The sequence below is a fragment of the Mucilaginibacter sp. P2_A4 genome, assembly GCF_056405015.1.
In genome coordinates this window covers 98,351-112,565 of sequence record NZ_JBFUCX010000009.1, presented here as the reverse complement: position 1 = coordinate 112,565, position 14,215 = coordinate 98,351, and the positions used below count along the sequence as shown (strand labels likewise).

Genomic DNA, 14,215 nt, shown 5'->3' with positions numbered 1-14,215 from the left:
ATCATGAAAAAAATATTATTCAGTATTTTTATTATTGGCCTTGCTGCTCAAAGCTGCACCAAGGTTAATGAAAACGTATATGACAAATATGCTGCTAACCAATTTTACTCAACACCGGCTGGTGCAGATGTGGCGTTGGCAAGCGTATATGCAAAAGTTACCGGCTCATGGGGTTCTAACTATGCCGGCAGGGATAACTGCTGGTATGATCTTAACTGCTTCTCATCTGATGAGCAGGTAATACCTCACCGTAATACAGGCGACTGGCAGCTTGATTTTGCACAGTTATATACCCGCACCGCATTGCCAAGTCTTGGTATCATTAACAATACCTGGAACTGGGCTTACTCCACCATTTACACCGCCAACTTAGCAATATCCGAGCTTACCGCGGCCAAAGCAGATCCAGCAAAAATAGCTGAGGCTAAAGTTACCCGCGCCTGGCTTTATTATCTGCTGATAGATGATTTTGGTGATGTGCCTTTTTACACAGATAACAACACCGATATCTCCAAGATTCCGCAGGAAAAAAGAGCCACCATTTACAACTTTATAGTAAGTGAGCTTAAAGCCAATGTAGACCTTTTATCTGAAACAAGAGGTGGCGCTTACTACGGCCGGTTTAATAAATGGGCCGGATACATGGTATTGGCCAAAGTTTACTTAAATGCCGAAGTGTATACCGGTACCGCCCATTGGGCAGATGCGCTTGCAGCTTGTAATAAAGTAGCATCCGGCGGTTTTACCTTACACCCGGCAAGCGCAAGTACAGGCAGCGCGCTGGGCAATACTTACTATGACCTTTTTGGCGATGTATGCCCTAACGATGAAACCATTTTCGCTTTGTTTATTACGCAAAATGTGATCAGCGGTAATATCTACGCCATCAGGAGTTTAAATAGTCCGAATGGTACAGCGCTGATTGGTTTTGCCGGCTGGAATGGTACCATCATCCCGTCAGAGTATTACGATAAGTTTGATAATGCCGATATAAGGAAGAAACAATTCCTGGTTGGCGCACAGGCCGGCGGTACTACTTATACCAAAGAGGTATCATCATTAATTGATCCGGGCGCAGGGCCTAATGAAGGTATCAGGGATGTTAAATTCTTCCCGGTAAAACCATCAGACGGTAGCGGCGAATCAAATGATTTTCCAGTGTACAGGTATGCGGATGTATTGCTGATGCAAGCCGAGTGTAACCTTCGGTTAGGAAACGCAGCAGCAGCAGCCCCCTTCCTTAACCAGGTTAGGGAAAGAGCCGGCCTTAGCGATATTGGCTCGCTCACTCTCGATAATATTTACGATGAAAGAGGATTTGAATTGAATATGGAAGGCCACCGCAGGCAGGATATGATCAGGTTTGATAAGTTTTTGCTGGCACATGGTTTTGTACAAACAACACCTGCCTATAGGAAATTATTCCCTATTCCAACCGCCGCGCTTAACGCAAACACCAGTTTGAAACAAAACACAGGTTATTAATTATTGAGTTATGAAAAAAATAATCAATTTAACATTAGTAGCAATGGCCTTTATGGCCGTTGCCTGCCATAAGCAGGCCGAGCTTACCACGCTAAAGCCTGTTGCTTTTACGGGTACTGTAACCGCGTCAACCACAACGGCTACGCTTACACCGGCTACAGATGATCAATCGGTGATCACATTTACCTGGCCGGCGGTGGTGTATCCTTACAAATCGCACGTAACCTATACACTGCAGGCTGATTTGCCAACCGACACCGTGGGTGCTAACGCCTGGCAAAATGCCACATCGGTATTAATTGGTAATGATGTATTAACCAAAACCTATAAAGGCAGCGAGTTAAACACATTGGCGCTTGCCCTGGGTGTTACCCCAAATGAAGTAGGTAAAATGGTTTTCAGGATACAGGCTTACCAGGACCGGAACGCTTACACCAAAGCTATAACGCTTACCGTAAGTCCTTACAAAATAATCCTGCCGCCAAGCAATAATTACCCGGTATTATACCTGCCTGGCGATTATCAGGGCTGGTCGCCGGGTACAGCGGGCACGGTTGCGGCATCGGTAGCCAACATTTATGAAGGTTACATTTATGAACCCGCCGGTGGCAGCTATCACTTTAAGTTTACCAGCGCACCAGACTGGGACCACATTAACTATGGCGATGGCGGTACAGGTTTACTAAGCACCGACGGAACCAAGGGCGATTTGGTATTGCCAGGCCCGGGTGTTTATGAACTGGTTGCCAACCCATCTGCCCTAAAGTGGTCATATACCCTGGTTACCTGGGGCATTATTGGCGATGCTACACCAGGCAGCTGGGATAAGGATACCCAAATGACCTACGATGCCACCAAAAAAGTTTGGACAGTAACAGCAGATATGCTTGCCAGTGGTTCATTCAAATTCAGGGCTAATAACCAGTGGGCAATTGATTTTGGTGTAACCGCAGATGGCAAACTTCAATATGCTGATAATCCTGCGTTACCCTACAATGGATCATTAAATAACTTAACAGTGCCGTCAAATGGTAATTACACCATTACGTTAGATCTGCATGATCCTAACAACTACAATTTTAAGTTAAAGAAAAACTAATTAAATAAGGCGGCACGAAAGCGCCGCCTTATGAATATCTATTTTTAATAATTTGACTATGTTATTGAGAATTACATAGGTGCTTAGTTGATTACAGGGTGCCATACATGGTTGGCACTCCTGTTTTTTACCTGCAATTATTTTACAGCAATAACAAACTCATTACCCAGATTAATTCATGAAATTCATTAAGATCACATTTTTGCTTGCATGTGTTTTAAACTTGCCGCGTGTTAAGGCACAATCGCCTGTGGTAATGCCCGGTAATTTTGAAACTGCTACTATTGGAAAACAGGATGTTACTTTTAAAACTACCAACGCTTATGGTAAAATAACAGTTTACAGCCCATCCATTGTTCGCGTACAATTAGATAAAAGCCCGCTTGGCGGTGATTTTTCTTACGCTGTTGTTGGTAAAATGATGCCCGTAAATGCGCAGATAACCCAAACAGAAGGCGAAATAAATATCACTACCGATTCGCTTAAAACTGTAATTCAAAAAAAGCCTTTCAGCATCGCCTTTTACACAATCGATGGCAAAGTGATCAACCAGGACGAGCAGGGCTTGACCACTTCATGGGTTAATCAATCGGTAACAACCTACAAAAAAATGCAGGATGATGAGCACTTTGTAGGTCTTGGCGAAAAAACCGGTAACCTTGACCGTAAGGGCAATGCCTATACCAACTGGAACTCGGACGTGTATGGTTACAGAACGGATGCCGACCCACTTTACTCCACCATTCCGTTTTACGCGGGTATTCACCACGGTTTAAACTATGGTATTTTCATGGATAACAGTTATCAAAGCGATTTTAACTTTGGTGCCAGCAACAACCGTTTTTCATCATTTGGCGCGCATGGCGGGCAAATGAACTATTATTTTATCTACCATAAAAAAATGGCAGATATCATTGCTTCTTATACCTGGTTAACCGGGCGCATGCCTTTGCCACCAAAATGGTCGTTAGGTTATCAGCAAAACCGCTACAGTTATTACCCCACCGCCGAGGTAATGCGTATAGCGCAAACGCTGCGCGAGAAACGCATCCCTGCCGATGGTATTACCTTAGATATTCATTACATGGATAGGTACCAGCTATTTACCTGGAACAAGAGTCGCTTTCCCGACCCGGTAAAGATGAGCAGCGATTTAAACAAGCTTAATTTTAAGCTAACCGTTATTGTTGACCCAGGCATTAAGGTTGAAAAAGGCGCTCCTGCCTATGAAAGTGGTTTAAAACAGGATGTATACATCAAATATCCCGATGGTACACCTTATACCGGGCAGGTATGGCCGGGCTGGTGTAATTTTACCGATTTTACCAGCGAAAAGGGCCGTGGATGGTGGCGCAACCAGGTCGACTTCTTTGCTAAATCCGGTGTGAGTGGGATATGGAACGACATGAATGAGATATCCACCTGGGGTCAAAAAATGCCCGATAATGTTTTATTTGATTTTGATGGCAGGCAAACCACCCACCTGGAAGCGCATAATGTGTATGGCCTGGAGATGATTCGAGCGAGCTATGAAGGTGCTTTGGAACATTTTAAAGAACGCCCCTTTATCCTGAGTCGCTCCGGTTACGCAGGTTTGCAACGCTACTCGGCCATTTGGACGGGCGATAACCGTGCCGAAGAAGATCACATGCTGTTAGGTATCAGGTTAATGAATAGCTTGGGCTTAAGTGGGGTATCTTTTACGGGGATGGACATTGGTGGCTTTACCGGTAACCCAACCACTTCGCTGTATACCCGTTGGATTGAACTGGGTGCCTTTATCCCTTATTACCGTAATCATACCGCGCTTAATAGCCGTGCTGCCGAACCCTGGGCTTTTGGCGAGGACGTACTGGATATAGCCCGTAATTATATCAGTTTGCGTTACCAACTTATGCCGTATTTATATTCGTCATTTTATGAATCAACCCAAAACGGGATGCCGGTAATGCGTTCATTGGCTATCAACTATACTTTTGATCCTAAAGTATTGGATGCTGCCTACCAGAACCAGTATGAGTTTGGCAACGGATTTATGGTTGCACCGTTTGAAAGTACTGCCTCATTTGGAAAAGTTTATTTCCCCGCAGGTAACTGGTATGATTTATACACCGGGGCAGAGCAAAAGGGCGGGCAGGAAGTAACTGTTCCGTTAACGGTGAGCAAGCTGCCGGTTTATGTTAAGGGTGGCAGCATTATACCCATGCAGTCATTAACCCAGTCAACGGCTGAATTGCCTACAGATACCCTTGCCGTGCATGTTTACAAAGGCAGCAAGGCAAACCATTTTGTTTATTACGAAGATGATGGCAAAAGCTTTAGTTATCAAAAAGGTGACTTTTACAAACGTACCATCAGCTTCGATCCAGATAAAAAAGCCATCACTTTTGACAAGGCCGAAGGTAGTTTTAAAACCAATTTTAAATACATCAGGCTGGTGCTTCATGGCTTTGAGCAGTCAACATCAGTTAAAGTCGGCAACACCGATTTAAAATTACAGGATGGCAATGTAGCCTTTTTGGGTGCAGCCGCCAATACCGACCCGCAAGGAAGCGTTAACGCGCCAGACAATAGCCCGGTTAAAACCATAACCATCAGCAATGCATCAACTAACATTCAAATAAATTATTAATAAAAAGGAAACGTGTGTATGAATTTGTGTAACAAAAAATCCCAAATGAATAGTTTAATACTACTTATGATGCTTGTAGGCTCATTACTGGGCTGCGGCAAAAAAACACCTGCACCATCAGATACAGGCACAACCAACCCTCCACCGGTAAGCGGCGACCCTGCACAATACGGTACCCCGTTTAGCGGCGTTCCTGCCAGCAAGGATATTGTGATGTACGAGGTGAATTTAAAAACCTATTCGCCCATAGGGCTTAACAGCGCGATGGCCCGCCTTGATTCTATCAAAGCGCTTGGCATCAATGTAGTTTGGTTAATGCCAACCTATCCGGTTGGTGTATTAAAGGCTTCGGGATCGCCCTACGCGGTAAAAGATTATATGGCTGTAAATGCCGATTTTGGCACCCTGGATGACCTGCGGGCCTATGTTGCCAAAGCACATACTTTAGGCATGGCGGTGATATTGGATTGGGTGGCCAACCACACTTCGTGGGATAATGCCTGGATTCAAAATAAATCATGGTACCAACAGGATGCCGGAGGGAACATCATTATTCCGCCGGGAACTAATTACAGCGATGTTGCCGCATTAAACTACAACAATGCCAATATGCGCGCGGCCATGATCAAGGCCATGAAATACTGGATCTTTAATGCCAATATTGACGGTTACCGCTGCGATTTTGCCGATAACGTGCCTAACGATTTCTGGGCGCAGGCATTGGATACCTTAAATACTATAAAAACCCATAAGCTGATCTATTTGGCCGAAGGCACAAAAGGACCGGAAATAACAGCCGGTTTCCAGCTTAGCTATGCGTTTAGTTATTATAGTACCCTTAAAAACGTATTTGCCGGAACTCAAACTCCTTCGGCTTTATTTAGTACCAATACGGCAGAAATTGCTTCGCTACCATCACCAGGCATTAAGCTAAGGTATATTACCAACCATGACAATGCATCTTCTGACGGCAGCACCATAACCGAATATAAAGGCAAGCAGGGTGCATTGGCAGCGTTTGTTTTAGCGGCTTATATGGGTGGTGTACCGCTGGTATACAGCAGCCAGGAAGTAGGATATCCAAACGCGATTAATTTTTTTAACAATGTACCAGTTGATTATAGTGCCAACCCTGATATGGTAGCTGAATATAAAAAGATCATCGCCTTTCGCCAGGCTCACGAGGCCGTTAAAACCGGCGCGTTAACTGCTTACAACGACAATGACATTGCCGCCTTTGAGAAAAAAACAGGTGCCGATGATGTGTTGATACTGGTAAATACGAAAAATAGCAGTATCAATTATACCGTTCCGGCCGCGTTGCAAGGCACCACCTGGACTAACGGCTTAACTAAAATTAACACCACCTTCAATACCCGGGTTACCCTGCAACCGTACCAATACATGGTGTTGAAAAGATAAGTTTTTCTTGTTTACTTTTTATATAAAGGCGGCTTGGTCTCCGCTTTTTGGATTTGGTAATCACAGCGCGATGCAGTGATTACCTTTTTTATTATAGGGCGATGGCAACGAACTGAGTAGATCACCCAAGAGATTATCAAATTTGTTTGCACGCTATCATCATAAACTGCCATTACAAATTATTCATGACCGTATAATTGACGAAGCAAAAAGATTTGGTTTTTATATAGGCAAGTCGGCTAAAGAAATTGCCTACGAGCTGGGTTTTGAGGATGCGGCACACTTTAGCCGGTTCTTTAAAATATAACAGGCCAAAATATTTCGGAATACAAAAAAGAAGGATAACTCATTATCCCGGGCCATAATCCAAATCAAGGTATTTTCAGATCTCTCAGTTTATTTATACTACCCCTTGTCTCCAAACCCGATCCATTACGGGAAGTAAAAATCCTGCGATTCCTGTATGATAGCAAGTCCTGTAACTTAACAGGCTGTAGTGATGGAAAGTAAATGAATCAGTAAAATGTACCGCAATCTCACTAATTATCACCGTGTCAATAATCTGACAGTCAGTACTTTTGATTAATAAAAAAATTAGAAGATGGACAAAAAAACAGCAGCTGAATTAATTATTCAAAGCATCAAAAACAAAAAAATAAAATTTCAGGATTTAGCAGACGCTACCGGCAGTAGTTTAATTTTTACGATACACGCCCTGCATGGTCAGGCCACTTTGGATCAGGAAGCCGCCGGAAAAATCGGAGAGATATTATCGCTGACACCAGAACTTGTGGCATCGTTACAGGAAATCCCGCTAAGAAGTGCATTACAAGCTACACCTACTGATCCAACTTTGTACAGATTAGTTGAAATGATGCAGAATTATGGCCCGGATATTAAAGCGGCCATTAATGAGCTATTCGGAGACGGCGCGATGAGCGGTATTGATTTTAAGATAGACATCGAAAAGGTTGAATCACCTAACGGTGCCCGCGTGAAGCTAATTTTAGATGGCAAGTTTTTACCATTTAATAAATTCTAAGCAGGTATCAGGAGCATAAAGAAGAATCAAAGTGCTTTATGCTCCTTAACAAAAGGAAAAACCAATAAAATAAAATTGAGAGATCATGGAATTAAAATTAGCACAAACAGATAGTTACAACGCTTTGCTCAAAGCCAATAGCGATTGGGCAACTAGACGCATACAGGAAGAACCTGACTTTTTCAACAAACTGGCCGCCGGCCAAAGTCCCGAGATATTATGGATTGGGTGTGCAGACAGCCGCGTTCCGGCAAACGAAGTTACAGGTACGCGGGCAGGCGAAGTATTTGTACATCGTAATATTGCAAATGTAATCGTACATTCGGATATGAACATGTTAAGTGTTCTGGATTACGCGGTAAACACTTTAAAAGTTAAGCATGTGATTGTTGCCGGCCACTACGGGTGCGGTGGTGTTACAGCTGCGTTAAGTAAAAAACAGTTTGGCCTGATAGACAATTGGCTAAGGCATATTAAAGATGTTTACCGCATACACAGCCATGAATTGGATGCCATCGAGAACCAGACAGACAAAGTAAACCGACTTGTAGAACTAAACGTTGAAGAACAGGTTTATAATTTATGCAGAACGACAGTTGTACAAAATGCATGGAAAGAGCGAACGGATCTGGAAGTGCATGGATGGGTGATAGATTTGAAAACTGGTCTTGTAAAAGATTTGAACGTATCGCATAACGACGCGCATAGTTTAGGATATGTTTATGAATTGAATGAAGAAACAGTGAGCCACTAACATTATATTTAAGGATGAAAAGTGAGTTTAAAGTATATGATATCTGCGAGTTTTCTTTAGATAGGCAGCAGGACGTTATTGTCAGTCGTTTTGCTGTCTATTTAAAAAACCTCAAATACCTTCATTTTCCGCATCGTCACGATTTTTATCACCTGATATTATTTACGCATGGTGGCGGTAGCTTTTCAATTGACTTTCAAAACTTTAAGATAATACCATACAGGGCCTATTTTATGGCCCCCGGTCAGGTGCACGGCTGGGACTTTGAGGGTAATATGGATGGCTATGTGATTAATTTCTCTGTTCAGTTTTTTCAATCCTTCTTACTAAAATCCGACTACCTGGATCAATTCTATTTCCTTAATGGTATTGCAGGTGATTCAGTGATTGACATTTTGGAAGAACAAAGAACATCAATTACCGAAATCTTAGAAAATGCGGTTATAGAGATGGAAAAACAACACCGTTTTAAAACGGATTCGATCAGGGTTTGGATTCTGCAACTTTTTTTACAGATTGGAAATATGAATGTTAGAAATGAGGTACACCCGGCAGATTCTTATAACATGACGTTGTTGCGGAATTTTGAAAAGTTGATTGAAAAAAATTACCTGAACCTGCGCTTGCCAAAGCAGTATGCCGAGCTTTTATTCATTACTCCTAATCATTTAAATGCGCTTTGTAATGAAGTACTGGGAAAGTCTGCGGGAGATTTAATCCGAAACAGGATTGCCCTCGAAGCTAAACGGATGCTGATTAATTTCAATTTGACGGTTACGGAAATCGCGTACGCGTTAAATTTTGAAGACAACTCCTATTTTTGCAAATTCTTTAAGAAACAAGCTGGGCTGTCGCCTGATGGATTCAGAAAGCACATTCATACGAATACCGAATAAATAGCGAAAAGCGCTGCCTATTCAAATATCCCTGTTAAATGAACAAAAAACAATTCAAAGTTAAAAGTGCATTAACGAACGCATGACCGGCGACTTGATACTGAAAAATTATTGCAACCTTTATGCAATAGCCCGGTCTAATCAGTAAGTGAGCCACCAAAACGAATATCAGCATACAGATCAACAACTGGTTTCCCGCGCTTTGGGCGGCGACAGGTATGCTTTTGGTAATATTATTAAAAACACCGAGGGGCTGGTGGCTCAACTGATATTTAAAATGATACCGGTACCGGCCGATAGAAAAGACCTTGCTCAGGATGTTTACCTGAAAGTTTATAAAAATTTGCCGGGCTTTAAATTCAAATCCAAATTATCAACCTGGATAGGGCAGATCACTTACAATACCTGCCTGCATTACCTGGAGAAAAAGAAGGTAATGCTGATAGATGTGCAGGATAATGAGGATGACGGGCAACAGCAAATGCTTGAGCGGCTGCAGCAAAAAAATGTCGGCCATGATGATAATGAGGTAGAGCGGTTATTTTCAGCAAAGGAATTATCTATTATTTTAAATGCCGAAATGGATAAGCTATCACCGGTATACAAAACGTTGTTATCCCTTTATCACCAGGAAGAGATGAGCTATGCTGAAATTTGCGAAATCAGCAACCTACCCGAAGGCACTGTTAAAAATTACCTTTTCAGGGCCCGTCAGGCTTTAAAACAAAATCTGCTAACCAACTATAAACGCGAAGATTTATGAGTAGTTATCATCCTTCAGACAATGATTTACAGCAATACGCCCTGGAGGGCGCACTCGCAAGCGAAGACATTGCCGCCCATGCACAAGGCTGTGCCGCTTGCAGCGCTAAGCTGGCCAATTACCGCCTGCTTACCCAACAAATGAGCGCCATGCAAAAGCCGGCTTTTGATTTTAACCTTGCCGAACTGGTGCTTGGGCAACTGCCCGCCCCAAAAGCGGAGTTTCCCTGGATCACTGTTTTAGGTGTTGCGTTAACCATGATATTTTTAGCTACAGTATCATTGGTATTCGGCAGCTACCTGGTACTGTTATTTAAAAGCCTGCCAGCGTTGTTTGTTGCCATTTTAACATCAAGCGCAATAGCTGTATTTGGGGGCGTGCTCAATACAATAATTAAAGAACACCACGACCAAATGAAAAAACTGGATTTTAATTGATTAATTAACTGCAACATAAACACAGGCTTCCGGTCTCATCCGGTATTACAACGATAAAAACAGCAACATGAAAAAATTAGCCACCATCATATCCCTAATGTTAGCAGGTATTACTGCCAATGCCCAAACCGTATTTGATCCCTTTACAAACGAGCAGGCTTTTTTTGAGATGATGCACAGCATAGTCATCATTATCCTCGTTTTCCTGGCCTCCTCATTCGTACTCACACTCATCAAACTATTTTTAGACGACAGGTTAAAACGCACCATTGTTGAAAAAGGCGTTGCCGAAGGTGTAATTGCCCAATTACTACCTGTGAACCAAAAAGGCAAAGAGAACTCGCTTAAATGGTTTGCCATATTAACCGCCATCGCTATCGGTCTCACAGTGGTAAGCTTTTATATGCCATCGGGACTGTATGCCGCCACCGTGATGATATTTAGCATCGCGCTGGGTTTTCTGGGATATTACTTCCTGTTAAAAAGGCTGTAAACTGCGAGAGGCAAATAGAGTCAAGAGTTAAGAATCAAGAGTCAAAACAGCTGCAAAATTTAAACGTCTGCACCTTGGGCACAGGGAAAGCTATGCCCTTTAATTAATCAACCCTCAAAAATTATCAACCATGAAATCGTTTTATTTTTTACTTATAGCCGGTATTATATCCCTTACTATATGCCTGGCATTTACTATTGCCGATAACGGCGGCCGTACCGATGTTAAAATAACCGAAACCCCTGAACTATTTAAACTGGAGGCTTCCTACAATCGCGGCCAGGCTAAAAAGGTGGAGGCTTATTTTAATGAGAATTTAAAGCCGGTAATCGTATTCAAAAACTCCGATGATGTGAATACGCAAATCAACCTGGCCGATAGCAGTAACTTTTATATCAAAGCCTCTGCCGGATGGCTGCTGGTTAAAGTTGATAAAAACACCAATTCTGCAGCATCCTTATCGCGCCTCAAAAACCTTTGTCAGCAGTTAAGTAAAACTGTAATTAAGCCGGAGTAGGTTTGAACCCGTAACAACCCCTTTAATCTTATCGAAATGAAAAAACTGATCATGGTTATTTTAACCATATGGATAACTATTGCCCCGATTTTTGTAAATGCCCAAACAGCAACAGGTAAAATAACAGGTAGGGTATTGGATACTGACCAAAAGCCCGCCGGTGGCGCTACTGTAATTTTAAGCGATGCCAGGGATTCGGTCACACTAAAATATGAGCTGATTGATGCCGGTGGACATTTTGTTTTTGACGGCGTTAAGGGCGGAGCTTACCGGGTGGTGGTAACCGCTATGGGATATAATAAATATAAAAGCGACATCATAACCATCAATCAGGAACAACCGCCTGTTGTATTAAAAGATATCGTATTGCAAACCGGCCAGGTGGCGCTGAAAGAAGTAAGCATCACAAGCCAAAAACTATATATTGAGCATAAGATAGACCGCACAGTTTTGAATGTTGATGCGCTTATCAGTAACGCTGGCACAACGGCGCTTGATGTATTGGAAAAATCGCCGGGGGTGCTGGTTGATCAAAACGGGACTATCAGCCTTAAAGGGCAGCAGGGAGTAGTTATCTTTATGGATGATAAGCCCACTTATTTATCGGGCGCCGCTCTCGCCGATTATTTACGTGCCCTGCCATCATCAAGCCTGCAGCAAATAGAAATCATGACCAACCCGCCGGCGAAATATGACGCGGCGGGCAATGCGGGAGTTATCAATATAAAAACAAAAAAAACAGCGCTTAAAGGCTTCAACCTGGGGCTAAGCCTAAGTGTTGGCCAAACCCGCTACACCCGCACCAACAACAGCCTTAACTTCAATTACCGCAAAAATAAACTGAACCTGTTTGGTAACCTGGCTTACACCGTGCGTAACAGCTATGCCGATGTAGCCATCTTTAGGCGATATAAAAATACCAGCGGCGAAACTACAGGTATTTTCAACCAGGATACCTATAACCGCCGGCAGGGGCATGGTGGCAAGCTTACCATTGGCGCCGATTATTACGCAACACCAAATACAACCTATGGCATAGCGATGACCGGCTTGGCCCGTTATCCTTATTTGCCAAGCACAGGCACGGGCAACCTGTTAAATGCAGCTGGTCAGCTTGATTCAAGCGTTGTTTCAAAAAATATCGAAAAAGGAAGCTTTAAAAATACCGCCCTAAACCTGAATTACAGGCATGAGTTTAAAAAAGACGGTCCGGATATTACCGCCAATCTGGATTATCTTAACTATGCCACCACCAACAAACAGGATTTTGATAATGAAACCTTTTTGCCCAGTGGTGCATTGATAAGCCAAAGTAGCTTAAACGGTAGCCTGCCATCAAATATTAAAATTGTATCGGCCAAGGCAGACTACGGCCATCCCCTGGGTAATGGCATGAAAATGGAAGCCGGCTTAAAAGCCAGCTATACCCAAACTGATAACATAGCCAATTATTTTAATACCACAAATGGCAATGCCACGCCCGATTATGATAAAACCAACCATTTTAATTACAAGGAACATATTAACGCCGCTTACCTTAACCTGAACAAGGATTTTAAAAGACTGAGTATCCAGGCTGGTTTAAGGCTGGAAAATACAAGCTCAAACGGGCATCAGCTGGGCAACGTTATGAAGCCCGACTCGTCCTTTAACCGGACCTATACCAATCTGTTCCCCACAATGTTTATACAATACAAGCTGGATAGCCTGGGCGATAACCAGGTACAACTAAATTACGGCCGCCGCATTGACAGGCCGTATTACCAGGACCTGAATCCTTTTGTTACCCCGTTTGATAAGTTTACCTATTACGTGGGTAACCCATATCTACAGCCATCGTTCGCCAATAAAATTGAGTTAGCTTATATTTTTAAAAACCATATTACCGGTACCCTCAGCTATAGTGACACAAAGAATGATGCCGATGAAACTATCCAGATAGTAAATGGCATTTATTACAGCCGCCCCGGTAATATAGGCCACAAAACGGTTAGCAGTTTTTCTGTAGATGGAGACTTTGAGCCGGCAAAATGGTTGAGCGTACAAATAAATGCCGAAGTAACCCGTATCCACTCGCGCAGTAATTTTTACACCGGCGTGCTGGATACCAAAGGCACATTTGTATACTGCCAGGGTATTTTACAGTTTAAACTACAAAATGGCTTTAACCTGCAGCTGGATGGTAATTACCAAAGCAGCATTACCAATGCCCAGTTTGTTACAGGCGGCAAGGGCGCGTTAAATGCAGCGGTATCTAAGAACTTATCGCCTAAGGTAACCCTTAAATTTAGTGTGAATGATATTTTGTATACTAACATAAACCGGGGAGCCATCAACAACCTGTACCTAACAGATGCCACCTACACCAACCACGGCGATACCCGGTCGGCCTTATTAACCCTCAGTTTCCGTTTTGGCAAAGCTGTAGCCGGGCAGCGTAAAAAAGAGCAAACCGGCGCCGATGCCGAGCAGGGGAGGGTGAAGAATTAGTGCAAGCAGTAATGCGAATAAAAAAGCCGAAAAGTGTTGATTTAAAAGGAAAAATAAGAGGCAAGGTAGGGTACTACCCATTGCTTACGGCGGCGGCAGGCAAAATGACACCTTGTTTTTTGGCCAGTTGCAGCAGTTTTTGTTCTGCCTCACTGTGATCTTTAGCCATCACTCCCAAAGGCCCT

Annotated in this window: 13 protein-coding genes; all 13 read left to right on the top strand. The window is 43.0% G+C overall.

Translation table 11 applies throughout. The features are described 5' to 3' along the window. The first annotated feature begins 3 nt into the window (after positions 1-3). The 13 genes from AC1DYB_RS17270 to AC1DYB_RS17210 all read left to right on the top strand — a co-directional run bounded on the left by AC1DYB_RS17270 (position 4) and on the right by AC1DYB_RS17210 (position 14,030). Positions 4-1,485, top strand: coding sequence for a RagB/SusD family nutrient uptake outer membrane protein (locus tag AC1DYB_RS17270; protein WP_477436786.1), 1,482 nt, complete (start codon positions 4-6; stop codon positions 1,483-1,485). A 10-nt stretch (positions 1,486-1,495) separates the two neighbouring features. Then, the gene (locus AC1DYB_RS17265) at positions 1,496-2,584 is read left to right on the top strand and encodes a SusE domain-containing protein (RefSeq protein ID WP_477436784.1); all 1,089 of its coding nucleotides are present in this window, start codon (positions 1,496-1,498) and stop codon (positions 2,582-2,584) included. 178 nt (positions 2,585-2,762) lie between these two features. Next, positions 2,763-5,216, top strand: coding sequence for a glycoside hydrolase family 31 protein (locus AC1DYB_RS17260; protein WP_477436782.1), 2,454 nt, complete (start codon positions 2,763-2,765; stop codon positions 5,214-5,216). A gap of 45 nt (positions 5,217-5,261) precedes the next feature. Further along, a complete protein-coding gene (locus tag AC1DYB_RS17255; protein WP_477436780.1) occupies positions 5,262-6,638 on the top strand; it encodes an alpha-amylase family glycosyl hydrolase in 1,377 nt (458 codons plus the stop codon). A gap of 112 nt (positions 6,639-6,750) precedes the next feature. Further along, the gene (locus AC1DYB_RS17250; RefSeq protein WP_477436984.1) at positions 6,751-6,945 is read left to right on the top strand and encodes a helix-turn-helix domain-containing protein; all 195 of its coding nucleotides are present in this window, start codon (positions 6,751-6,753) and stop codon (positions 6,943-6,945) included. A gap of 294 nt (positions 6,946-7,239) precedes the next feature. After that, on the top strand, positions 7,240-7,680 hold the full coding sequence (gene cynS, locus AC1DYB_RS17245; protein ID WP_477436778.1) for a cyanase: 441 nt from the start codon (positions 7,240-7,242) through the stop codon (positions 7,678-7,680). A gap of 85 nt (positions 7,681-7,765) precedes the next feature. Beyond that, positions 7,766-8,434 (top strand): carbonic anhydrase, encoded by a 669-nt coding sequence (locus tag AC1DYB_RS17240; RefSeq protein WP_477436776.1) that lies wholly within the window; start codon positions 7,766-7,768, stop codon positions 8,432-8,434. Between the two features lie 14 nt (positions 8,435-8,448). Continuing rightward, a complete protein-coding gene (locus AC1DYB_RS17235) occupies positions 8,449-9,330 on the top strand; it encodes an AraC family transcriptional regulator (RefSeq protein WP_477436774.1) in 882 nt (293 codons plus the stop codon). Between the two features lie 148 nt (positions 9,331-9,478). Continuing rightward, positions 9,479-10,093, top strand: a complete 615-nt coding sequence (locus tag AC1DYB_RS17230; protein ID WP_477436772.1) for an RNA polymerase sigma factor — start codon at positions 9,479-9,481, stop codon at positions 10,091-10,093. Next, positions 10,090-10,530 (top strand): anti-sigma factor, encoded by a 441-nt coding sequence (locus AC1DYB_RS17225; protein ID WP_477436770.1) that lies wholly within the window; start codon positions 10,090-10,092, stop codon positions 10,528-10,530. Before AC1DYB_RS17230 ends, AC1DYB_RS17225 begins: the two co-directional genes overlap by 4 nt. 67 nt (positions 10,531-10,597) lie before the next feature. Further along, on the top strand, positions 10,598-11,023 hold the full coding sequence (locus AC1DYB_RS17220; protein ID WP_477436768.1) for a hypothetical protein: 426 nt from the start codon (positions 10,598-10,600) through the stop codon (positions 11,021-11,023). Positions 11,024-11,153: 130 nt separating this feature from the next. Next, positions 11,154-11,540: a hypothetical protein gene (locus AC1DYB_RS17215; RefSeq protein ID WP_477436766.1), complete on the top strand. Its 387-nt coding sequence runs from the start codon at positions 11,154-11,156 to the stop codon at positions 11,538-11,540. Positions 11,541-11,576: 36 nt separating this feature from the next. Next, positions 11,577-14,030 (top strand): outer membrane beta-barrel protein, encoded by a 2,454-nt coding sequence (locus AC1DYB_RS17210; protein ID WP_477436764.1) that lies wholly within the window; start codon positions 11,577-11,579, stop codon positions 14,028-14,030. The last annotated feature ends 185 nt before the right edge of the window (positions 14,031-14,215 follow it).

Excerpts from the sequence above, each read along its gene's own strand:
- AC1DYB_RS17270 (WP_477436786.1), top strand. The coding sequence starts at position 4 with ATGAAAAAAATATTATTCAGTATTTTTATTATTGGCCTTGCTGCTCAA.
- AC1DYB_RS17265 (WP_477436784.1), top strand. The coding sequence starts at position 1,496 with ATGAAAAAAATAATCAATTTAACATTAGTAGCAATGGCCTTTATGGCC.
- AC1DYB_RS17260 (WP_477436782.1), top strand. The coding sequence starts at position 2,763 with ATGAAATTCATTAAGATCACATTTTTGCTTGCATGTGTTTTAAACTTG.
- AC1DYB_RS17255 (WP_477436780.1), top strand. The coding sequence starts at position 5,262 with ATGAATAGTTTAATACTACTTATGATGCTTGTAGGCTCATTACTGGGC.
- cynS (WP_477436778.1), top strand. The coding sequence starts at position 7,240 with ATGGACAAAAAAACAGCAGCTGAATTAATTATTCAAAGCATCAAAAAC.
- AC1DYB_RS17240 (WP_477436776.1), top strand. The coding sequence starts at position 7,766 with ATGGAATTAAAATTAGCACAAACAGATAGTTACAACGCTTTGCTCAAA.
- AC1DYB_RS17235 (WP_477436774.1), top strand. The coding sequence starts at position 8,449 with ATGAAAAGTGAGTTTAAAGTATATGATATCTGCGAGTTTTCTTTAGAT.
- AC1DYB_RS17225 (WP_477436770.1), top strand. The coding sequence starts at position 10,090 with ATGAGTAGTTATCATCCTTCAGACAATGATTTACAGCAATACGCCCTG.
- AC1DYB_RS17220 (WP_477436768.1), top strand. The coding sequence starts at position 10,598 with ATGAAAAAATTAGCCACCATCATATCCCTAATGTTAGCAGGTATTACT.
- AC1DYB_RS17215 (WP_477436766.1), top strand. The coding sequence starts at position 11,154 with ATGAAATCGTTTTATTTTTTACTTATAGCCGGTATTATATCCCTTACT.
- AC1DYB_RS17210 (WP_477436764.1), top strand. The coding sequence starts at position 11,577 with ATGAAAAAACTGATCATGGTTATTTTAACCATATGGATAACTATTGCC.